The organism is Corynebacterium pollutisoli, from assembly GCF_900177745.1.
Lineage (GTDB): Bacteria > Actinomycetota > Actinomycetes > Mycobacteriales > Mycobacteriaceae > Corynebacterium > Corynebacterium pollutisoli.
Map to the genome: position 1 here is coordinate 297,253 of NZ_FXAR01000002.1, position 21,395 is coordinate 318,647.

23 protein-coding genes and 1 pseudogene are annotated in these 21,395 nt (G+C 69.0%); 15 read left to right on the forward strand and 9 right to left on the reverse strand.

The annotated features are described in order from the left end of the window. Both B9Y70_RS04790 and B9Y70_RS04795 read right to left on the reverse strand, forming a co-directional pair. Positions 1-609: a response regulator gene (locus B9Y70_RS04790; RefSeq protein ID WP_085549108.1), complete on the reverse strand. Its 609-nt coding sequence runs from the start codon at positions 607-609 to the stop codon at positions 1-3. Continuing rightward, on the reverse strand, positions 606-1,784 hold the full coding sequence (locus B9Y70_RS04795) for a sensor histidine kinase (protein ID WP_085549109.1): 1,179 nt from the start codon (positions 1,782-1,784) through the stop codon (positions 606-608). Before B9Y70_RS04795 ends, B9Y70_RS04790 begins: the two co-directional genes overlap by 4 nt. 110 nt (positions 1,785-1,894) lie before the next feature. Here B9Y70_RS04795 and B9Y70_RS04800 point away from each other — a divergent pair, with 110 nt between their 5' ends. The 5 genes from B9Y70_RS04800 to B9Y70_RS04820 are packed head-to-tail and all read left to right on the forward strand — an operon-like array spanning position 1,895 to position 5,823. Next, a complete protein-coding gene (locus tag B9Y70_RS04800; RefSeq protein WP_085549110.1) occupies positions 1,895-2,887 on the forward strand; it encodes an ABC transporter permease in 993 nt (330 codons plus the stop codon). Next, positions 2,887-3,513, forward strand: a complete 627-nt coding sequence (locus B9Y70_RS04805) for an ABC transporter ATP-binding protein (protein WP_085549111.1) — start codon at positions 2,887-2,889, stop codon at positions 3,511-3,513. The genes B9Y70_RS04800 and B9Y70_RS04805 overlap by 1 nt, the downstream gene beginning before the upstream one ends. An 8-nt stretch (positions 3,514-3,521) precedes the next feature. Beyond that, complete coding sequence (locus tag B9Y70_RS04810) at positions 3,522-4,472, forward strand: winged helix DNA-binding domain-containing protein (RefSeq protein WP_085549162.1); 951 nt, start codon at positions 3,522-3,524, stop codon at positions 4,470-4,472. Next, on the forward strand, positions 4,469-5,182 hold the full coding sequence (locus B9Y70_RS04815; protein ID WP_143337523.1) for a YwaF family protein: 714 nt from the start codon (positions 4,469-4,471) through the stop codon (positions 5,180-5,182). Before B9Y70_RS04810 ends, B9Y70_RS04815 begins: the two co-directional genes overlap by 4 nt. Next, positions 5,146-5,823 (forward strand): YwaF family protein, encoded by a 678-nt coding sequence (locus B9Y70_RS04820; protein ID WP_159449781.1) that lies wholly within the window; start codon positions 5,146-5,148, stop codon positions 5,821-5,823. The genes B9Y70_RS04815 and B9Y70_RS04820 overlap by 37 nt, the downstream gene beginning before the upstream one ends. A gap of 79 nt (positions 5,824-5,902) precedes the next feature. Here B9Y70_RS04820 and B9Y70_RS04825 read toward each other — a convergent pair. After that, positions 5,903-6,163: pseudogene (locus B9Y70_RS04825) on the reverse strand (hotdog family protein); the annotation flags it as partial. A 219-nt stretch (positions 6,164-6,382) separates the two neighbouring features. Here B9Y70_RS04825 and B9Y70_RS04830 point away from each other — a divergent pair. Beyond that, a complete protein-coding gene (locus B9Y70_RS04830; protein WP_085549113.1) occupies positions 6,383-6,988 on the forward strand; it encodes a TetR/AcrR family transcriptional regulator in 606 nt (201 codons plus the stop codon). A gap of 164 nt (positions 6,989-7,152) precedes the next feature. On the opposite strand, the gene B9Y70_RS04835 is transcribed toward B9Y70_RS04830, so the two are convergent. Both B9Y70_RS04835 and B9Y70_RS04840 read right to left on the reverse strand, forming a co-directional pair. Next, the gene (locus B9Y70_RS04835) at positions 7,153-8,670 is read right to left on the reverse strand and encodes a bifunctional ADP-dependent NAD(P)H-hydrate dehydratase/NAD(P)H-hydrate epimerase (RefSeq protein WP_085549114.1); all 1,518 of its coding nucleotides are present in this window, start codon (positions 8,668-8,670) and stop codon (positions 7,153-7,155) included. A gap of 14 nt (positions 8,671-8,684) precedes the next feature. Beyond that, positions 8,685-9,494: an Fpg/Nei family DNA glycosylase gene (locus B9Y70_RS04840; protein ID WP_085549115.1), complete on the reverse strand. Its 810-nt coding sequence runs from the start codon at positions 9,492-9,494 to the stop codon at positions 8,685-8,687. Positions 9,495-9,627: 133 nt separating this feature from the next. Between B9Y70_RS04840 and B9Y70_RS04845 the strand changes: the two genes are divergently transcribed. Continuing rightward, complete coding sequence (locus B9Y70_RS04845; protein WP_085549116.1) at positions 9,628-11,121, forward strand: DUF1846 domain-containing protein; 1,494 nt, start codon at positions 9,628-9,630, stop codon at positions 11,119-11,121. Positions 11,122-11,150: 29 nt separating this feature from the next. After that, positions 11,151-12,056, forward strand: coding sequence for an oxygen-dependent tRNA uridine(34) hydroxylase TrhO (gene trhO, locus B9Y70_RS04850; RefSeq protein WP_085549117.1), 906 nt, complete (start codon positions 11,151-11,153; stop codon positions 12,054-12,056). Here trhO and B9Y70_RS04855 read toward each other — a convergent pair. From B9Y70_RS04855 to B9Y70_RS04870, 4 genes are all read right to left on the reverse strand, one after another. Then, positions 12,053-12,583 carry a hypothetical protein gene (locus B9Y70_RS04855; RefSeq protein ID WP_240309133.1) on the reverse strand — a complete coding sequence of 177 codons (531 nt, stop codon included), beginning with the start codon at positions 12,581-12,583 and terminating at the stop codon, positions 12,053-12,055. The two genes, trhO and B9Y70_RS04855, sit on opposite strands and share 4 nt — an antisense overlap. Before the next feature lie 22 nt (positions 12,584-12,605). After that, positions 12,606-13,556, reverse strand: a complete 951-nt coding sequence (locus tag B9Y70_RS04860) for a universal stress protein (RefSeq protein WP_085549118.1) — start codon at positions 13,554-13,556, stop codon at positions 12,606-12,608. A gap of 61 nt (positions 13,557-13,617) precedes the next feature. After that, entirely contained in the window at positions 13,618-14,079 is a 462-nt protein-coding gene (locus B9Y70_RS04865; protein WP_085549119.1) for a MarR family winged helix-turn-helix transcriptional regulator, read from the reverse strand. A 47-nt stretch (positions 14,080-14,126) separates the two neighbouring features. Further along, the gene (locus B9Y70_RS04870) at positions 14,127-15,218 is read right to left on the reverse strand and encodes an inositol-3-phosphate synthase (protein ID WP_085549120.1); all 1,092 of its coding nucleotides are present in this window, start codon (positions 15,216-15,218) and stop codon (positions 14,127-14,129) included. 128 nt (positions 15,219-15,346) lie between these two features. On the opposite strand from B9Y70_RS04870, the gene B9Y70_RS04875 reads away from it, so the two are divergent. The 7 genes from B9Y70_RS04875 to rplI all read left to right on the forward strand — a co-directional run bounded on the left by B9Y70_RS04875 (position 15,347) and on the right by rplI (position 21,178). Next, entirely contained in the window at positions 15,347-15,721 is a 375-nt protein-coding gene (locus B9Y70_RS04875; RefSeq protein WP_085549121.1) for a DUF5318 family protein, read from the forward strand. A 101-nt stretch (positions 15,722-15,822) separates the two neighbouring features. Next, the gene (locus B9Y70_RS04880) at positions 15,823-18,018 is read left to right on the forward strand and encodes a transglycosylase domain-containing protein (RefSeq protein ID WP_085549122.1); all 2,196 of its coding nucleotides are present in this window, start codon (positions 15,823-15,825) and stop codon (positions 18,016-18,018) included. Continuing rightward, a complete protein-coding gene (locus tag B9Y70_RS04885) occupies positions 18,019-19,389 on the forward strand; it encodes a glycosyltransferase family 87 protein (RefSeq protein WP_085549123.1) in 1,371 nt (456 codons plus the stop codon). Further along, positions 19,386-19,586, forward strand: a complete 201-nt coding sequence (locus B9Y70_RS04890) for a hypothetical protein (protein ID WP_085549124.1) — start codon at positions 19,386-19,388, stop codon at positions 19,584-19,586. The genes B9Y70_RS04885 and B9Y70_RS04890 overlap by 4 nt, the downstream gene beginning before the upstream one ends. Positions 19,587-19,712: 126 nt before the next feature. Further along, positions 19,713-20,000 carry a 30S ribosomal protein S6 gene (rpsF, locus tag B9Y70_RS04895; RefSeq protein WP_085549125.1) on the forward strand — a complete coding sequence of 96 codons (288 nt, stop codon included), beginning with the start codon at positions 19,713-19,715 and terminating at the stop codon, positions 19,998-20,000. A 65-nt stretch (positions 20,001-20,065) separates the two neighbouring features. Beyond that, the gene (locus tag B9Y70_RS04900; RefSeq protein ID WP_085549126.1) at positions 20,066-20,659 is read left to right on the forward strand and encodes a single-stranded DNA-binding protein; all 594 of its coding nucleotides are present in this window, start codon (positions 20,066-20,068) and stop codon (positions 20,657-20,659) included. 66 nt (positions 20,660-20,725) lie between these two features. Then, positions 20,726-21,178 (forward strand): 50S ribosomal protein L9, encoded by a 453-nt coding sequence (gene rplI / locus B9Y70_RS04905; RefSeq protein WP_085549127.1) that lies wholly within the window; start codon positions 20,726-20,728, stop codon positions 21,176-21,178. The last annotated feature ends 217 nt before the right edge of the window (positions 21,179-21,395 follow it).

Sequence of the window (21,395 nt, forward strand, 5' to 3'; positions counted from 1 at the left end):
TCAGATCACACGTCTTTCGCGGGCCGCGGTGATGGCGGCCGTGCGGGTGCCCACGCCGAGCTTCTGGAAGATGTGCACCAGGTGCGTCTTCACGGTGGCCTCGGAGATGAACAGCATCTTCGCCAGTTCCCGGTTGCCGGCGCCCGTCTCCAGGGCCCGGAGGATCTCGATCTCGCGGGCGGACAGGGCCTCCGCGGGGCGGCTCATCCGCTCCGCCAGAGCGTCGGCGACCTCGGGGGCGAGGGTGCGGCGGCCGGCGGCGGTGGCCACGACGGCGTCGTGAAGCGCCTGTTCAGGGGCATCCTTGAGGAGGTAGCCGAGGGCACCGGCCTCGACGGCGGCGACGATGTCCGCCTGCGTGTCGTAGGTGGTGAGGATGAGCACCGGCGGGCCGTCGGCCGCACGCAGGCGGCGGGTGGCGGTGATGCCGTCCATGCCGGGCATCTGGATGTCGCACACCACGACGTCGACCTCCCCCCGCGTGGCCGACAGCGCGGCCTCCCCGTCGGCCCCTTCCGCGACGACGCTGATGTCGGGGAACGCGTCGAGGATGGTGCGCAGTCCGGCGCGGACGACGGGGTGGTCGTCGATGAGCATGACACGGATCATGACGGCTCCTTTGCCGAGGTCAGGGGGATGCGGACGGTGGCGGCGGTGCCACCGTCGGACTCGATGACCAGCTCCCCGCCGACGGAGGCGACGCGGGCCGCGAGGCCCCGCAGGCCGTAACCGCGGGTACCGGGGAAGCCGCGGCCGTCGTCGAGCACGTCGAGGGTGACCTCGCTGTCCCACACGCCGTAGGTGACCACCGCGCGGCCCGCGGCGGCATGCTTGACGACGTTCGCCAGCAACTCCCCCGCCGCCCGGATGACCACCCGTGACACGGGTTCCGGCAGCTCACGGTCGGTGTCGCCGGCCAGCTGCAGGGTGAGGTCGAGGGGTTCGCCGAGGGCCTCCTGCCGGGCGCGGGTGCGTTCGACGATGTGGCGCAGAGCCACCGGCACGGGCTCCCCCGGTGTCGCCAGATCGCGGACGAAGCGGCGGGCCTCGGCGAGGCTGTCCGCGGCCTGGTCCTCGATGGTGCGCACCTGGTGCAGGGCGGCATCGACGTCGCCGCGCTCCAGGCTGCCGCGCACCGCCCGGGACACCAGCACGATGGAGCTCAGGCCCTGGGCGACGGTGTCGTGGATCTCGCGGGAGAGCCGCTCGCGCTCCTCGAGACGCCCGGCCTGATGCTCGGACGCGGCGAGTTCCTCCTGGGTGGCCCGCAGATCATCGGCCACCCGGCGGTGGTGCGCGGCCTCCCGGTGCAGGGCGAGGTACGTCCAGTAGATCGCCACCGCCAGGACCGTCCCGATGAACGGACCCACCGCCGAGGCCGGTGTCCACTCCCCCGGGTGCAGCTGCGCGGGCACGAACGCCGCGATCGCCCACGCCGCCACCGCCGCCACCACCCCCAGCGTGCGCGGGAGGAGATGGAGAAACAGCAGGACCAGCGGAAACAGCAGCCATACGAACGTGATGGACACGGCCACCAGGGCATGCCACAGCAGCGTCACCGCCGCCAGCCACCACCACACGACGCCCCGCGGCGGGGTGCCGACACTGTGCTCCCACACCGTGCCCAGCACGTAGACCAGAGCCAGCCCGACGGTGAGCGGCAGCACCGGCGTGCCCGTCGCCGCCGCCGGCTCCGCCAGCAGGAACAGCACCAGGCCCAGCACCAGCAGAAACGCGAAGAGCAGGTGCAGGCCGATGCGGAGGGTACGGAGCAGGGCTGTCACACCCCCGACCGTAGCCGCCGGGTGGTGGAGGGGGCATCAACCGACCGGTTGAGCGCAGTTTCCACTGCGCAGCCGATGGAATGCGGGCCGGGGGCGGCGAGCATGAAGGCATGTTCCTCGGTATCCGCGATCTCATCCACGCCCGCGGCAGATTCTCGCTCATCGCGGCGGTCGTCGGGCTCATCACCCTCCTGCTCATCATGCTCACTGGCCTCACCGGCGGCCTCGGCGCGCAGAACACATCGGCCCTCACCTCGCTCGACCCCGACCGGGTCGTGTTCTCCTCGGAGGAGCCCTCGTTCACGGACTCGCAGGTCACCGCTGCCGACGTGGCCGCCTGGGAGACTGTCGCGGGGGTCGAGGAGGTCCGCCCGCTCGGCACGCTGCAGACCCGCCTCGAGGCGGACACGACCCGGGCGGTTGCCGTCCTCGGCCTCCCCGGTGTCGGCCCGGGGGCGGTCCTGTCCGAATCGCTTCTCGACGCTCCGCCCCGCCACGTCGACCTCGGCGGCGTCCACGTCCCCGTCGCGGGCACCGCCCCCGACGAGTTCCACTCCCACTCCCCCGTCGTGTGGGTCGACACCGCCACCTGGCAGGACATCGCCCGCACCGACGCCCTGGGCACCGTCCTGCTGGTGGACGGGGACGTTGCCGGGGATGCGACCGGCATGACCGTGACCACCCTGCGCGGATCCTTCGCCGGGTTGGCCGCGTACCAGTCGGAGCGGGGCTCGCTGCAGACGATGCAGGGTTTCCTCTACGCCATATCGGCGCTGGTCATCGTGTCCTTCCTCACCGTGTGGACGGTCCAGCGCACCCGCGACCTGTCCATCCTGCGGGCCCTCGGGGCGAGCCCCGGGTATCTCGTCCGCGACGCCCTGGGGCAGGCCGCGCTCATCCTGGCGCTCGGCGTGACGGTAGGAGCCCTGGCCGGCTGGGGCCTGGGGATTCTCGCGGGACAGGCGGTCCCCTTCCGGCTCACCGCCGTGACCGTGCTCGGCCCGGCCGTCGGCATCTGGCTGCTCGGCCTCGTCGGCGCCTACCTGGCCACCCGGCGGGTCGCCCGGGTGGACCCGCTCATCGCTCTCGGAGGACACGGATAATGACTCTCCACCTTGACCACATCACCCTCACCTACCCCGACGGACCCACTGAGGTCACCGCCGTCGACGACGTCTCCCTCACCCTGCACCCCGGGCAGTTCACCGCGCTGGTCGGGGAATCCGGTTCCGGTAAATCCTCGCTGCTGGCCGTGGCCGCCGGCCTGCAGGAACCCACCTCGGGGCAGGTGCGTGTCGACGGACCCCGCGGCCTCATCTTCCAGCAGGCCAACCTGCTGGGCGCGCTCACCGCCCGGGAGCAGCTGCTTGTCACCGACCACATCCGGGGGCGGAAGCCGCGCCGCGACCGGGCCGATGAGCTGCTGGAACGCGTCGGACTCGCCGGGTCCGGCCACCGCCGGATGAACCAGCTCTCCGGTGGGCAGCGCCAGCGCGTCAACATCGCCCGCGCCCTCATGGGCTCCCCCGCCGTCCTGCTCGCCGACGAGCCGACCTCCGCCCTCGACACCCGCCTGGCCCGCGAGGTCGTGGACCTGCTCGCCGACATCACCCGGGAGACGCAGGCGGTCACCCTCCTGGTCACGCACGACCGCTCGCTCCTCGACTCCTGCGACCGCGTCGTCGAGATGCGGGACGGCCGCGTCCGGGAGGTGCGGGCGGTGTCATAATGGCGGGCATGGACCAGCTCGCCGAACTGCGCGCCCGGCGCATCATCGCCCAGGGCCTGCACACCCCCGGACGCAGTGCCGCGGAGGCCGCCCGGTGGATGCTCGGCGTCCAGGGCCAGAAGTACGGTGACGGCATCCGGGCCCTGTCCCTGCGGGGGCCGCGTGACGACGCCGCGGTGCTCGCCGCCGTCGACAAGCACGAGGTCGTGCGGGCCTGGCCGATGCGCGGCACCCTGCATTTCCTGCCTGCGGAAGACGCCCGCTGGATGATGCGGCTGTGCGGCCCCCGGGTGGCACGTGCGCAGATGCAGCGGCGAGTGGGCCTGGGGATCACGGAACCGCAGGTGGAGGCCGCCCGGGAGGCGCTGCATTCCGCCCTCCGGGAACGGCCGCTCACCCGGCCGGAGATGTACGAGGTGTTCGCGGCGGCGGGCGTGGATCCCACCGAGCAGCGCGGCCCGCACCTCGCGCGCGCCTTCGGGGGAGAGGGCGATGTGGTCCAGGGCCCGCGGCAGGGGGCCGTCGAGACGTTCGTGCACGTGGACACCCTGCCCGTCGCGCAGCGGGAGCTGGCGGGGGAGGAGGCCCTGGCGGAGCTGGGGACCCGCTACCTTCATTCACACGGGCCGGCGTCGGTGAAGGATCTCGTGTGGTGGGCCGGGATCACGGTCGCCCAGGCGAAGAAGGCGGTGGCGCTGGCACGGGACGTCGTTGCATTCGGGGACGGATTCGGCGACGGGTACTGGATGGGGGAGTGGCAGCGGGACGTCGACAAGCGGGAACTGGAGGAGGCGCTGGCGACGACCTACGAGCTGCCCGCCTTCGACGAGATCCTGCTCGGCTACGGTGAGAAATCACTCATCCTGCCTGATGAGCTGCGCCCGCAGGTACTGACCAAGAACGGCCTGAGCTGGCCTTTCCTCATGGTCGACGGTGTGATCACGGGGCGGGCGGCGTGAGCTACACCTGGATGCGGCAGTACAGCCCCGAGCACATCGCCGTGCTGGTGACCGGGATCGTGGCGTGCGGGATCCTCGTGGTCGCGGCGCGCCGGGTGCGTGGGGCCCCGTGGCTGACCGTCGCCCGGCAGGTGACGGGCTGGGTGCTCATGGTGCTGGCGGGGGCGTGGCTGGTGTTCACGCTGTGGCCCGGCAACCTGCACGTCACCGAGGCGCTGCCCTTCCACCTGTGCGACTGGCTGCGGTACATCCTCGCGTACGGTCTCATCACCGGCGATGAGCGGGCCCTGGCGATCACCTATTATTGGGGGATCCTGCTGAATCCGCAGGCGATCATCACCCCGTACCTGCCCTACGTGCACCACCCGGCGTGGGTGCAGTTCGCCGGCTACTGGTTCTTCCACATGGTGGCGCTTATCGTGCCGATCGTCATGGTCGCCGGGTTCGGGTGGCGGCCCACGTGGCGGGACTTCCGCTTCGTCGCGGCCGTCTCGCCCGGCTGGATGGCGGTGGCGGGCCTGGCCAACAGGATCACCGGCGGCAACTACGGCTTCTTCGCCCACAAACCACCGACCCCCTCCATCATTGATATCTTCCATCGTGTGGGATGGAAACGGACCTACTGGATTCTCGAGGTCATCCTCATCGCGATCGTGTGGACGGGGGTGATGACGTGGCCCCTTACAGCCCGGAGCACTGGGCCGCGCTGATGGTCATCGCGGTGGCCACGCCGCTGCTCGTGCGCGCCGTCCGCGGCCGCGACGTCGACCGCTGGATCACGGTCGCCGGCTGGGTGATGCTCGCGGTCTCCGTGTGGTGGATGGGATGGGACATGCGTCCCGCCGTCTTCGACGTCCAGCGCTCCCTGCCGCTGCACCTGTCGGACATGGCCCGGCTGACGATGTCGCTCGCGCTCATCACCCGGAAGTGGTGGTGGGTCGCCCCGACCTACTACTGGGGCCTGACCCTCAACGTGCAGTCCCTGCTCACCCCGGACCTCAGCTACTTCGTGGACCCCCGCCTCGAGTACCTCATGTACTGGCTCCTCCACGCGGCGGTCTTCATCGCGCCGAACGTCCTGGTGTGGGGGAGAGGCATGCGCCCGACCTGGACGTGGTACCAGGTGACGTGGGTCTTCTCGCTGGCGTGGATGGCGGTGACCATGCTCATCAACGTGGTCACCGGCTCCAACTACGGCTACCTCAACGCGCACCCCCCGGGGCGCTCGCTTCTCGACGCCATGGGCCCCTGGCCCACCTACCTCGGCGTCGGCTGCGGCATCCTCGCCGTCACCTGGGCGGGCATGACCTGGCCCTGGGAGAGGCTCCGCAGGCGCCGGTCAACCCCGTAGCTGCCCCGGACATGGCGAAGCGCCGGGAGAGGAGCGCGACACTACCTTGTCTCCCGGCGCTGCACCGGACTGTGGGGGCCTACTTGTTCCAGTTGGCGTAGGTGGTGTTCACCTTCTCGACGAGGGTGAGCACGTCGTAGGACGCGACCAGCTCATCGTTCTGGTTGAACAGCTGCGCATCCCAGCACACCTCGCCGTACTTGTCGGTGACGCGCGGGGTGATGCGCTTGGCGGTCAGCTCGATGCGGACGGAGTCGTCGTAGGTGACCGGGGTGATGAAGCGCAGGTTCTCCAGGCCGTAGTTGGCCAGGACCGGGCCCGGGGCGGGCTCGACGAGCAGCTGGGTCATGCGGAACTCCTGGGGTGGTGGCAGTATGTGTGTCGTTGCAGTTCAGGGGCCTGTTCGGAGGCCCCTGGTGCAGAAATACCGCCCGATCGGTCGGTATTGAGCGGCCAGTGTACGTGATCGGAGTCACTTTGTGGGCGGAACCTCAGTGCGGGTTCCCCTGTTGGTGTCACGTACACTTCCGCAGCAGCACGTACGTGAAGGAGACAGGAAATGCCGTCGAGCACCACCGCCGGCCGGGGTCGGCCCGGTTACGCCCGTGAGGACGTCATCCGGATCGCGGTCGAGGAGTTCAACGCCCGCGGCTACGAGGCGACCTCCATGGGCGCCCTCGCCGAGCGCCTCGGGTTGAGTAAGTCCGCGATCTACCACCACATCGCCTCGAAGGAGGAGATCCTCGTCGAGGCGACGGGCAAGGCGCTCGAGGAGCTCAGGGCCGTCGTCGACGGGGCGCTGGAGGCCTCGGATGATCCGGTGGAGCAGTTGCGCCTGCTCATCGCCGGCACCACCCGCGTCCTGTGTGAGTACCCCGCCTACGTCCGCCTGCTCCTGCGGCTGCGGGGCAACACCGACGTCGAGCTGGCCATCATGGAGCGCCGCCGGGGAATCACCCGGGCGCTCGTCGACGTGGTGGAGCGCGCTCAGGCGGAGGGGTCCCTGCGCACCGACCTCGAGGCCGGCGTCGTCGCCCGCCTCATTTTCGGCATGATCAACTCGATCGTGGAGTGGTACAAGCCGGAGGGACAGTACGCCCCGGCCGACCTGGCGGCCATCACTCCGGAGATGGTGTTCACCGGGATTGTGCGGTCGCGGTCATAACCGGGGTCGGGTAAGGGGGTATGTGAGGGTGCAGGTCTGTGACCTGCACCTTTTTGTTTTCCGGGGGTAGGGACGTGCAGGAATGTGTGTCAGGGGCACTAAACCCCCGGTCAAGGCAGCAGGCCGCGCCACCGTCCCCACGGTGGCGCGGCCTTCGTCGTTGCTTATCGACGCCCCGTGAACCGCGCCGTCGCCTGCGGGATCGCCTCCGCGATCCGGGAGGCGGAGGTGGGGGCGGGGCCGTCGGGGGTCCGGGCGGACAGCCACGCGGCGAGGCCGTGGATGCTCACCGCCTCGCGGATCCCCATGAGCCCGCAGCGGGCGAGCCAGGCCCCGACCAGGCCGGAGAGCACGTCCCCGGAGCCGGGGGTGGCGGCCCAGGAGGACCCGGCGTCGATGGTGCACAGGTGGTCGGCGAAGCCCATCACCGTGCGGCGCCCCTTGAGCAGCACCGCGCAGTTGAGCTCCCCGGACAGGGCACGGACCGCACCGAGCGGGTCGGAGCTGACGTCGGGCAGCCCGCCGACCGCCTCGGCGAGGCGACGGAACTCCCCGCGGTGCGGGGTGAGCAGTGCGTCACCCTCCCGGGTGCGCAGCGCGGTCCGCAGCTCGGGGGAGCGGGCGAGGAGGGTGACGGCGTCGGCGTCGATGAGCAGGGTCTCGGGGCGGGCGAGCAGCTCGGCGAGCTCCGCGTGGGCGGCGTCGTCCGTGCCGCGGCCGGGGCCGACGACCCACGCCTGGACCCGGCCGGTGCCGGCGACGGAATCTGAGATGACCACCTCCGGCACCGCGCGGACGACGTCGCGGCCCAGCGGGCCGACGTAGCGGACCATCGAACTGGTGGCGCGGACCGCGCCGAGGGTGGTGAGCAGTGACGCGCCGGGGTAGGTCTCCGAACCCGCGCACACCCCGACGACCCCGCCGGAGTACTTGTCGTCCTCCACACCGGGCTCGAGCGACTCCTCGGAGGTGACGCTGATGAGCGGGATGAGCGGCGCCGGCCAGGAGCGCCGCGGTTCGAGCACGCGGTACACCATGGTGGGTCGGGAGGTCCTGAGCAGCTCGCGGCTGAGCATGCCGCCCTCGTGACCGATGTCGGCGAGCAGCACCTCCCCGCACAGGGGGCTCACCGCGTGCGCCAGACGCAGGCCACCGAAGGTGACGGTGACATCGGCGGTGACGTGGTGCTCGGCGGCGATGCCCGTGTCGGCGTCGATGCCGGAGGGCACGTCGACCGCCAGCACCGGTGCCTGCGCCTCGCCCAGCCAGTCACCCAGCTCCGGGGTGAGGCCGCCGGAACCGCCGATCCCCAGGACACCGTCGACGATGAGGTCGGCGAGGTCGGGCTCCGGCAGCTCCTCGAGGACGTCACCGCCGGCCGCGACGAAAGCGTCGCGCGCACGCTCGTGGACCCGGCCCTCCCGGCCGAGCAGCACCGCCCGGACATCGTGGGTGGCGGCGAGGGAGGCCCCGGCGTACAGGGCGTCACCGCCGTTGCCCCCCGCGCCGACGAGCAGTAGCACATACGGGTGCTCCTGCCCGGCGAGGAGGGACTCCGCGGCAACCGCCACGGCATGGGCGGCCCGACGCATGAGCTGATCGGGCTCCGACTGGGCGTCGAGAAGCACCTGTTCGGAGGCGCGGATGGTGGACACCGGGTAGGCGGCACTGGCCAGGATCATGCCCCCCAGGGTAGTCACCCCTGGCAGACGGGACACCAGAACAGATTGCGACCTTCCATCACCCGGTGACTGACGGGCGCGCCGCACACGTAGCAGGGCAGACCCGCGCGGCGGTAGACATAGACCTCGCCGCCGTGGTCGTCCTTCCGGGGTTCGCGCGCCATCGCCTCCGGGGTGTGCTCGGGGCGGACCGTGTCGATGCGCCCCGACTCCACCCCCTCCGCCATGAGCCCCACGAGATCGGCCCAGATACTGTCGAACTCATTGCGCTGCAGCTGCGTGCCCGGCAGGAACGGCGAGATACCCAGGCGGAAGAGGGTCTCCGCGCGGTAGATGTTGCCCACCCCGGCGAAGAGTTTCTGGTCCATGAGCTGGGAACCGATGCTCCGGCGGGAGCGGTGCACGCGCGGCCACAGGGCGTCCGGGTCGGCGTCCTCGCGGATCGGGTCCTCGCCGGACTTCGCACGGATGGCGGCGTACTCCTCGTCGGTGATGAGCCGGCACCACTGCGGCCCCCGCAGGTGGGCGGCGTGCACCCCGTCGCTGATGCGCAGCCGGATCTGACCCGCCTGCTCCGCCGCCGGCTCGAACTTGAGCTGCCCGATGAGCCCCAGGTGGATGTACACGATGTGCTCCGGGTGCGGCGTGTCGAAGTCCACGAACAGATGCTTGCCGACGGCCTCCGCGCGGGCGATCCGCGCGCCGTCGAGCAGCGCCGCCTCCGCGGAGAACCGGCCCTGCGGGGAACTGACCTCCAGCGGACCCGCGGTGAAGCCGGCGTTGAGCTCGCGGGCGAGACGGTGGATGACGTGACCTTCAGGCATGCGCCACAGTGTAGTCAGTGCAGGTGACAGGGCATGAAGAGTGCGCAGCTGCGCACTGCGTGACCGTCGCCGGTGCGGTTTAGCGGTAGAGTCAGTGCAGTCAGATCCATCACCACGCAGGGGACTCACACGCATGCCGCAGAAGATCGGATTCGATCGCGAACGTTACATCGAGATGCAGTCGGAGCACATCAACGCCCGCCGCTCGGAGATCGGCGGCAAGCTCTACCTCGAGATGGGCGGCAAACTCTTCGACGACATGCACGCCTCCCGCGTCCTCCCCGGATTCACCCCCGACAACAAGATCGCGATGCTCGAACGCATCAAGGGTGACCTGGAGATCATCGTCTGCCTCAACGCCAAGGACCTCGAGCGACAGAAGGTCCGCGCCGACCTGGGCATCCCCTACGAGGAGGATGCGCTGCGACTCATCGACATCTTCCGCGAGCGGGGCTTCCTCGTGGAGAACGTCGTCATGACCCAGCTGACCGACGACAACCCCATCGCCCACGCCTTCATGGACCGCCTCCAGCGCCTCGGGCTCAAGGTCCACCGCCACCGCGTCATCCCCGGCTACCCCACGGACACCCGCCGCATCGTCTCCGAGGAGGGCTTCGGCGTCAACGACTACGTCGAGACCAGCCGGGACCTCATCGTCGTCACCGCGCCGGGCCCCGGCTCCGGCAAGCTGGCCACCTGCCTGTCGCAGGTCTACCACGAGTACCAGCGCGGGGTGAAGGCCGGTTACGCCAAGTTCGAGACGTTCCCCATCTGGAACCTGCCGCTCGAGCACCCCGTCAACCTCGCCTACGAGGCCGCCACCGCCGACCTCGACGACATCAACGTCATTGACCCCTTCCACCTCTCCGCCTACGGCAAGCAGGTGACCAGCTACAACCGCGACGTCGAGGTGTTCCCCCTCCTGCGCACCCTCCTGGAGACCCTGGCGGGGGAGAGTCCGTACCAGTCGCCGACCGACATGGGCGTCAACATGGTCGGCCACTGCATCTCCGACGACGAGGTGTGCCGCGAGGCCTCCCGCCAGGAGATCGTCCGCCGCTACTACAAGGCGCTCGTCGACGAACGCCGCGACGACCTCGACGACGTCGTCTCCTCCCGCATCGGCATGGTCATGTCCAAGGCGCGCACCACGGTGGAGGACCGCCGCGTCGTCGCCCCCGCCCTCGAGGTTGCCGCGCAGACCGGCGAACCCGGCTCCGCCATGGAACTCGCCGACGGCACCATCATCACCGGCAAGACCACCCCGCTGCTGGGCTGCTCCGCCGGCATGCTGCTCAACGCCCTCAAGCACCTGGCCGGCATCGACCGCGAGAAGCACCTGCTGTCCCCGGAGTCCATCGAGCCGATCCAGACCCTCAAGACCGAGCACCTCGGCTCCCGCAACCCCCGCCTGCACACCGACGAGGTCCTCATCGCCCTGTCCGTCTCCGCCGCCGGCAGCGACGAGGCGCGCCGGGCACTGGCCGAACTGAAGAACCTCCACGGCTGCGAGGCCCACACCACGACCATCCTCGGATCGGTGGACGAGGGCATCTTCCGCAACCTCGGCGTGCTGGTCACCTCCGAGCCGGAGTACTGGCGCAAGTCGCTGTACCGGAAGAGGTAGGGCCCGGGCCACGGGATAGAATCAGCCCCGTGGCCATCAGCAAAATCCTCCTGTACTACCGCTTCACTCCGATCAGTGACCCCAAGGCGGTGATGCTGTGGCAGCGCGACCTGTGTGAGTCGCTGGGTCTGCGCGGCCGCATCCTCATCTCGGAGCACGGGATCAACGGCACCGTCGGCGGTGACATCGACGCGTGCAAGCGCTACATCCGCAAGACGCGGGACTACCCGGGCTTCCGCGACATGGAGTTCAAGTGGTCCGAGGGTGGGGCGGAGGACTTCCCGAAGCTGAGCGTGAAGGTCCGCGACGAGATCGTGGCGTTCAACGCGGCGGGGGAGATCAAGGTCGACGAGGACGGCATCATCGGCGGCGGTGTGCATCTCCGGCCCGAGGAGGTCAACTCCCTGGTGGAGGAACGCGGGGACGACGTCGTCTTCTTCGACGGTCGCAACGCGATGGAGGCGCAGATCGGCAGGTTCCGTGATGCGGTGGTCCCGGACGTCACCACCACACACGATTTCATCGGGGAGCTGGAGTCCGGCAAATATGACTGGATGAAGGATAAACCGGTGGTCACGTACTGCACCGGCGGCGTGCGTTGCGAGATCCTCTCATCCCTCATGCTCAACCGCGGGTTCCGGGAGGTGTACCAGATCGACGGCGGCATCGTCCGCTACGGCGAAAAGTACGGAAACGACGGCCTGTGGGAGGGCTCGCTCTACGTCTTCGACAAACGCATGCACATGGAGTTCGGCGAGGACTACGCCGAGCTCGGCCACTGCATCCACTGCGGGGAGCACACGAACAACTTCATCAACTGCCTCAACGAGGACACCTGTCGCCGCCAGGCACTGGTGTGTGAATCATGTGCGGCGCAGCCCGCGACCGCGCACTGCGGCCGTCCGGACTGCGCCGAGGTGGCGGCCGGCGCCTAGTTGTTCAGCGCGATGATGAGGATCTGCCACGTCTGCAGCATCCACATCATGGCGAAGGGGATGAGCACCCAGAAGATGCCCATCCACGGGCGCCAGCGGGTGTAGTTGTTGAGCTTGCGCACCATGATGACGGCGCAGCCGATGACACCGCCCATGGCGAAGATGCTGGTGACGATGGGCCACCAGATCTGCGCGGAGCGGGTGCACAGCCAGGCGGCCTCGCCGGCGTCGCACAGCGGTCCGCCCATGAGGCGGGTGACCAGGGCCAGGAGGAAGCCGCCGCCGGCGGTCAGGGCGATGGTGCCGAACAGCCAGGCGAGGGCCTGACGGGTGGAGCGGCGGTTGCGCTCGGCCTGGATGACGGGGTCGGTGGAGGAGGCGAGCTCCTCGGCGGAGCGGGGTGACGGGGGCTGCCGGTTGGCGAAGTCCGCGTCCTGGGTGAGATCGTTCTCCGGGTGGTCCAGGAAGTTCCGCCAGTTCGGGCGACCGGGATCCTCCCGTGGGGTGTCGTTCTCCGGATGATTCATGCCCTCAACCTTAGACCCCGCGTCAACTCCGGACGGTCGGGTGGATGATCACCGGCATGTGCACGTGACGGAGGAACTCGGTGGCCGTCGACCCGACGAAGACGCGCTCCAGCGGGCCGGGCGGGGTGGACGCCAGGACGAGCAGGTCGCCCTTGCGCCACTTGAGGGCGTCGATCGCGCCGGCCCACCCGGTGCCTGAGCCGATGTCCGACTCGACGGAGAGGTCGGGGTGCTGTTCGGCGACGACGTCGTGGCTGCGGTCGAGGACGGCGAGGGAGTGCTCGCGCCATTCGTCGATGAGTTCGCGGGAGAAGTCGAGCTTGTCGTGGAAGGCCTGGTCCGCGATGCCGGAGGGGGAGAACGCGAGGATGCGCATGTCCACCTCCCAGGTGTCGGCGAGGTCGGCGGCGTAGTGGAGGGAGGGATCGTTCTCGTCGATCTCGGTCTCCAGGAACGCGTAGCTCACGCGGGTGACACCGCGCTTGGACAGGCGCACCGCGCGCGGCGCCAGGCCGAGCGGGATGGGGGAGGAGTGCAGCAGCGCATCGGCCGTCGACCCGGCGATGTAGCGGCCCTTCGGGGCGGCGGCATCGGAGCCGAGGATGATGAGGTGCGCGTCGAACTCCGTCGCCGCCTCACTGATGAGCACGGATTCGGAGGGCCCGTCGAGGAACAGCGAGTACTGCTCGTCCCACTGATGCTTCTCGACGCCCGCGTTGTTCAGCGCCCGTTTCACCGCCATCTCGCAGGCCTCCGCCTGTTTGCGGATCCACTTGCGGTATTTGCCGCCGAGGCGGCTGAAGGAGGAGGCGGGCCAGGGTCGGGTCAGGGTGGACACGACGCGGATCTGCACGTCGGTGGTCCGACTGAGCCAGGCCGCGAAGTCGATGGCTTCGGTGCCGGGGGAGTCGGGTCGCCAGGCGACGAGGATACGGGCGGGTGCCTCAGCGGCAGCGATGAAGGAGGATGCCATTCAGTGGGGGTGGTATCGGGGTGGGTGTGAGGGTGGGGTGTTCACAGCCCATTATCCCCGGTCACCCGTTGCTGGTGTCAATGAGGTCGGCACCATAGTTGTCGGCGAGCTTGTTGATGATGTCGGTCATTTCGCTCACCTGGGCCAGGTCCTCCTCGGAGAGGGCGCCGAGCATCTCCGCGAGGTACTTCGTGCGCTCCTCGCCGACCCGCTCCAGTTCGCTCTCGCCGAGGCGGGTGAGCTGGACGCGGACGCCGCGGCGGTCCTGCTCGTCGCGGATGCGCTCCACCAGTTCACGCTGCTCCAGCTGGTGCAGCGCGTTGGAGGCGGTGGGCATCCGGATGCCCTCCTCGCGGGCGATCTGGCTGATCCGCGAGGGGCCGTTGCTCTTCAGCCGGGCCATGATCGACAGCTGTGGGCCCGTCAGGTCGGATTGTTCGGCAATGCGGAAGTACATCACGTACAACTTGGTCATGGCCGGACGAATCCGGGCGGCGATGTCCTCAGCTGTCGGTTCAGTCATGCGTCCCATACTAGACGCGTTTGCCCGGGAAACCGACTACAGGTGGACTAGTCCTCAGCCCCGATGATGAAGGCCTCGAGCTGAGCGCGGGCAACCTCGTCGCCCATCTGCACCGGCGGGGACTTCATCAGGTACGCGGAGGCCGGGAGAACCGGGCCGGCGACCTTGCGGTCCAGGGCGATCTTGGCGGCGCGGACGGCGTCGATGATGATGCCGGCCGAGTTCGGGGAGTCCCACACCTCGAGCTTGTACTCCAGGTTGAGCGGCACCTCACCGAAGGCGGTGCCCTCCAGGCGGACGTAGGCCCACTTGCGGTCGTCGAGCCACTCGACGTAGTCGGACGGGCCGATGTGGACGTTGCGGTCGTTGACCTTGCCGGCCAGCGGGGACTCGACCAGGTTGGAGGTGACGGCCTGCGTCTTGGAGATCTTCTTCGACTCGAGGCGGTCGCGGTCCAGCATGTTCTTGAAGTCCATGTTGCCGCCGACGTTGAGCTGCATGGTGCGCTCGAGGCGGACACCGCGGTCCTCGAAGAGCTTCGCCATGACGCGGTGGGTGATGGTGGCACCGACCTGGGACTTGATGTCGTCGCCGACGATGGGCAGGCCGGCGTCGACGAACTTCTGGGCCCACTCCGGGTCGGAGGCGATGAACACCGGCAGGGCGTTGACGAACGCGCAGCCCGCGTCGATGGCGGCCTGGGCGTAGAACTTGTCGGCCTGCTCGGAACCGACCGGCAGGTAGGAGACGACGACGTCGACCTCGGCGTCGCGCAGCGCCCGGACCACGTCGACCGGGGCCTCGGAGGACTCCTCGACGGTCTCCATGTAGTGCTTGCCCAGACCGTCGAGGGTCGGGCCGCGCTGGACGGTGACGCCGGTGGCCGGGACGTCGGCGATCTTGATGGTGCAGTTCTGGGACGCCTCGATGGCGTCGGCGAGGTCGGTGCCCACCTTGGCGGCATCAACGTCGAAGGCGGCGACGAACTCCACGTCGGAGACGTGGTAGTCGCCGAACTGGACGTGCATCAGGCCCGGCACCTTCTCCTCGGCGGGGGTGTCCTTGTAGAACTCCACACCCTGGACCAGCGATGCGGCGCAGTTGCCCACACCGACGATTGCCACGCGAACCTTGCTCATGTTCCGTTCACTCCTTGTGTCAGGTTATTCAACGGTCCATCGTATGTTGTCGCGTGTGCAAAGTAGGGATCGGGTCCGCGCGGGATCGATCAAGAAGGCCTTCCGGGGCGCGTACGTAGACTGACGGCGTGACCGGGAATGAAGTTGTCTACCGCAATGAGGTCTCCCACCGCTTCGCCAGGGCCGAGCTCCTGCGCCGGTGGCGGGCCGGCGACGTCAGCCGCGACGAGGTGTGCGACGCCGACTTCCTGCTGCTCACCGCCGCCGAGTACCACGGCCGCCCGGCAGGCCGCCCCTGCCCGGTGTGCGGGTCGGAGGATCTGCGCATCGTCCAGTGGATCCACGGGGAACAGCTGGGCCGGATGGCCGGCACCGCCCGCAGCGACGAGGAGATCGCCCGGATCGTGGCCGCGGGGAAGGACGCCACGGTGCACACGGTGGAGGTCTGCCCGCGGTGCCGGTGGAACCATCTGCTCACCGCTGTGACAGCCACAACATCCTGAACCACGCCCCGAACCAGCGGAAAGATTCCCCAACCGGGGCTCGGGGCAGTAGTGTTCACGGGTGTAACAACCGTCATCAGTGATCACAGCGGGGACAACACGTGTCAGACAAGCAGAACTCCAGCTCCAGCGCGCCGTCGGGAAGCTCGAAGGCGGAGCGGTCCGAGAAGTCCGGACGCACCGGGCGCCGCCCCTGGTTGCTCGCGGTGCTGGGCGGGCTCGCTGCCCTCATCCTCATCCCCCTGGGCGTGTTCCTCGTGGCGTACGCCACCGTCGACGTGCCCGAGCCGGAGGAGCTGACCTCTGCGCAGGTCTCCTCCATCTACGCGTCCGACGCCTCCACCGAGCTGGCGCGCGTCGTCCCGCCGGAGGGCAACCGTCGGCAGGTGCCCCTGGAGGAGGTCCCGGACCACCTGCAGAACGCGGTGCTGGCCGCCGAGGACCGTGAGTTCTGGACGAACAAGGGCTTCTCCTTCACCGGTTTCGGCCGCGCGGTCATCGGCCAGCTCACCGGCAACCCCTCCGCCGGCGGCGGCTCCACGATCACGCAGCAGTACGTGAAGAACGCCCTGGTCGGCGACGAGCACTCCTACGTGCGTAAGGCCCGCGAGCTCGTCTACTCCGTGAAGATGACCAACCAGTGGAGCAAGGAGGAGATCCTCTCCGCCTACCTCAACACCGTCTACCTGGGCCGCAACGCCTACGGCGTCGAGGCCGCGTCCCACGCGTACTTCGACAAGCCGGTCACCGAGCTGAGCACGGAGGAGGGCGCGGTCCTCGCCGCCACCATCCAGCTGCCCAGCCAGCTCGACCCGTGGAACAACCCGGAGGGCGCGCAGTCCCGGTGGAACTACGTCCTCGACGGCATGGTCGAGATGGAGGTCCTCCCCGCCCCGGAGCGCGCCGGGATGGCGTACCCGGAGACCCGCAACCCCGCCGAGTACTCCGCGTACACCGAGGCCACCGGCACGAACGGCATGATCAAGAACCACGTCATGGAGGAGCTCCAGGAGATCGGCATCACCGAGAATGACGTGACCACCCGTGGCCTGCGCATCACCACCACCATCGACATGCAGGCGCAGAACGCCACCGTCGAGGCCGTTCGCACCAACCTGGCCACCCTGCAGGAGGACGCCCGCGCGGGTGTCGTCTCCGTCGAGCCGGGCACCGGCGCCGTCCGCGCCTACTACGGCGGCGAGGACGCCTCCGGCTGGGACTACGGCAACGCCGCCCTGCAGACCGGCTCCACCTTCAAGATCTTCGGCCTGGCGGCCGCCCTCCAGCAGGGCATCCCGCTCACCGCCGTGTACGACTCCTCCTCGGTCATGCTGCCGGGCAACATCGAGGTGACCAACTGGGACGGCGGCAGCGCCGGTTACACGACTCTCTCCGAGGCCCTCAAGCGCTCCTTCAACACCAGCTTCATCCGCCTGCAGGAGGATCTGACCAACACCACCCAGGACACCGCCGACATGGCCCACGCCCTGGGCATGGCCCGTTCCCTGCCGACCGTCCCGGAGACCCTCCGCGAGAACGGCGGCCAGCCCTACGAGGGCATCATCCTGGGCCAGTACCAGTCCCGCCCGCTCGACATGGCGACCGCCCTGGCCACCCTGGCCAACCGCGGCGTGTGGCACGAGACCCACTTCGTCGAGCGCGTCGAGACCTCCGACGGTGAGGTCCTCTACGAGCACGAGTCCGGTGAGGGCGAGCGCCGCGTCTCCGAGGTCGTCGCGGACAACCTGCTCAGCGCCATGCAGCCCATCGCCGCCTACTCCAACGGCAACTCCCTCGCCGGGGGCCGCCCCTCCGCCTCCAAGACCGGTACCGCCCAGCTCGGTGACACCGGCCGCAACAAGGACGCCTGGATGATCGGCGCGACCCCGCAGCTGGCGACCGCCGTGTGGGTGGGCACCGCCGACAACACCACCGCCATCTACAACGCGTGGGGCGGCAACATGTTCGGCTCCGGCACCCCGGCCAACATCTGGAAGGCCTCCATGGACGGTGCGCTCGAGGGCAAGGAGATCGAGTACTTCGCCTCCCCGGGCCCGATCAACTTCGGCACCGGCATCCCGGCGGGCGGCAACGGTCTGCGCTACGTCCCGGCCCCGCCGGCCCCCGTCGTCCAGGCCCCCGCCCCGGCACCCGAGCCCTCCCCCGAGCCGGAGCCCGCCCCCGAGCCCGAGCCGGCCCCGGAGCCGGAGCCCGCGCCGGAGCCGGCCCCCGCCCCGGTGCCGGAGGTTCCGGACAGCATCGAGATCCTCCCGGGCGTCACCATCGACCTGCCCTAGATGCCCTCCCGCCTGCACCGTCGTTCCCCGGCGCTGACCGAACCGGTCGCCCGGGGCTTCGTCGATTTCCTGGGTGGGCCGGTGGGCCGTTTCGCGGCGGTGGGCAGGCAGCGGTGGTGGACGCCGCTGCGGGTGCTCATCCTCGTGGCGCTGGTCTTCCTGTCCTTCGGTTTCCTGTCGAAGGCCCGCTGCCTGGAGGGCGTGCGTGCCGACGACGGCCGCGTCGGCCTCGACTGGTCCGGCGACCGCCAGTACGTCGCCGCCTGCTACAACGACATCACCCCGCTCTACGGGGGCCGGGGCCTCGATCAGGGCGGCTTCCCGTACGCCTTTTCGTGGGTGGAGGGCGACCTCACCCGCTACCTGGAGTACCCCGTGCTGGCGGGCCTGTTCCAGTGGGCGGTCGCCGCGGTTACCCGCCTGACGTATCCGCTTGTCGACGCCACCGGCCTCCCCGTCGCCGAAGCCTCCTGGTTCTTCGCGCTCACGGCCCTGGCGATGTCGGCCCTGTGGGTCCTGGCGATCCGCCTGGTGGCGGACATGGCCGGGCACCGCGTCTGGGATGTGGTCCTGGTGGCGGCGTCCCCGCTCATCATCGTCCACGCGTTCACCAACTGGGACATCCCGTCGATCACGCTGGCGGTGGCGGCGATGCACGCGGCGTCGAGAAGCAGGTTCGGCCTGGCGGGCCTGTTCATCGGACTGGGCACGGCGTTCAAGTTGTGGCCGCTGTACCTGCTCGGCGCGTACCTCGTGCTGGCGCTGCGCGACCGGCGGATCCTGCCCTTCCTGCGGATGCTCGGCGTGGCGGTGGTGACCTGGCTGGCGCTCAACGTGCCGGTGATGCTCGCGTACCCGGCGGGCTGGGGTGAGTTCCTGCGGCTCAACAGTGAGCGCGGCTACGAGTGGACCACCGTCTACGCGATCATCGACCGCAACACCCTCCTGCCCGCCCTGCCGGTCCCGGTGCTCAACGTCGTCTCCTTCGGCCTGTTCGCGGCGGCCTGCCTGGCGATCCTCGTCCTCGGCCTGCGCGCGGCGGCCCGTCCGCGCGCGGTGGAGCTCATCTTCCTCATCGTCGTGGCGTTCCTGCTGTTCAACAAGGTGTGGTCGCCGCAGTACTCGCTGTGGCTGGTCATCCCGGCGGTGCTGGCGTTGCCCCGCTGGCGGCTGCTGTTGTCGTGGATGGCGGTCGACGCGCTCGTGTGGCCGCTGCTCATGTGGCACATGCTGGGTGCGGAGAACAACGGCATCCCCTCCGAGCTTCTCGACGCCGCCCTCCTCACCCGCCTCGTCCTCCTCACCGTCATGACGGTGCTGGTGGTGCGGCAGATCCTGCGTCGGCAGCCGGCCGTAAGGTGGGGGTCATGAACTCCGTCACCATCCTCGGCATCGCGTCCATCGTCATCGGCTTCCTGTGCATCGCCGCCGCGTTCCACACGTTCATGACGAAGAAGCCGGTGGGCTGGTCCGTCGGCTTCGGTATCGCCGCGTTCTTCTTCGTCACCGTCATCCCGGTCATCCTCGCCGTCTTCTTCGCGACGATGCCGGGCGACGTCACCCGCTGACGATTAACTCTTTCCGGCCCGACTGCGGTACGCTGCTGGGGTTGCTTGACGCAACAGACCCTCCTGTCACGCCCATTCGGGGCGTGGCCGATCCAAATTACTAGACCATAGGAGGTGATGAGGTCGATGCGTCACTACGAAATCATGATCATTCTGGATCCGTCCCAGGATGAGCGCACCGTCGCCCCGTCCCTGGATAAGTACCTTGAGAATGTCCGCAAGGACAACGGCAAGGTCGAGAAGGTTGATGTGTGGGGCAAGCGTCGTCTTGCGTACCCGATCAACAAGAAGGAAGAGGGCGTCTACGCCGTCGTCAACCTCGAGTGCGAGTCTGCGACCGTCCTCGAGCTGGACCGCGTTCTCAACCTGAACGACTCCGTCCTGCGCACCAAGGTTCTGCGCACCGACGCTTAAGAACGGATACTGGGTGACAGGTACATGCCTGGCACCCGGGCCCGTCAACGGAAGGTAAGAGAAACATGGCTATTGGAGATACCCCCATCACCGTCGTCGGCAATGTCGTCGCCGACCCTGAACTCCGCTTCACCCCCTCGGGTGCCGCGGTGGCCAATTTCCGCGTCGCCTCCACTCCCCGCGTCTTCAACCGAGACTCCGGGCAGTACGAGGACGGCGAGGCCCTGTTCCTCACCTGCAACGTCTGGCGCCAGGCAGCCGAGAATGTCGCCGAGTCCCTCACCAAGGGTATGCGCGTCATCGTCAACGGCCGCCTCAAGCAGCGCAGCTACCAGACGAAGGAAGGCGAGAACCGCACGGTCTTCGAGATCGAGGTCGACGAGGTCGGCCCGTCGCTGAAGTTCGCCTCCGCCCAGGTCAACCGCAACCCCCGTGAAGGTGGCGGCAACTTCGGTGGTGGCAACTACGGCGGTCAGCAGCAGCGTGGCCCGCAGGCCCCGCAGCAGCAGGCCCCGCAGCAGTCTCAGTACCAGGGTGGTTTCGGCCAGTCCCAGCAGCAGGCCCCGCAGCAGCCGCAGCAGCCGGCCAACGACCCGTGGGGTTCCGCCCCGCCGGCCGGTGGATTCGGCGGTGCGGCCGATGACGAGCCCCCGTTCTGATCGAGCAGAATCTTTTCCACTCAACAGAACTTTCCCGACAGGGATGAACAACGAAAGGCAGGGATCATGAAGCTGATCCTCACCGCTGCCGTTGAGAACCTCGGTGACGCAGGAGACGTCGTCGAGGTCAAGAACGGTTACGGACGCAACTACCTGCTTCCCCGCGGCCTGGCCATCGTGGCCACCCGTGGTGCTGAGAAGCAGATCGAGGGCATTCAGCGTGCCCAGGAGGCTCGCGCCATCCGCGACCTCGACCACGCCCGTGAGGTTCGCGAGCAGCTCGAGCAGCTGACCGGCGTGACCGTGCAGGTCCGTTCCTCCGACTCCGGCAAGCTCTTCGGCTCCGTGAAGGCCGACGACATCGCCGACGCAGTGAAGAAGGCCGGCGGCCCGACCCTGGACAAGCGCACCATCGAGGTGCCCAAGGGTCTCGTGAAGAAGACCGGTAACTACCAGGTCATCGTCAAGCTCCACGACGACGTGACCGGCAAGATCAACTTCGAGGTCGTCGCCGCGTAACTCACGCATGACGACGGCCGGGGTTGACCCGGCCCAACGACAACAGCTTGTCGACGCCCCGCGGAACGTGAACCGCGGGGCGTCGATTTTTTGTTGCTGTGGACAACTGTGGAGAACCGGGGATCATTCACCTCCCGTCCACCCACGCGTCGCCCGCTGGTCGCCGGTTGGTTGCGAGCAGCGTGCTCCGGGGCGGGTGTCAAACGTGCTGGTGAAA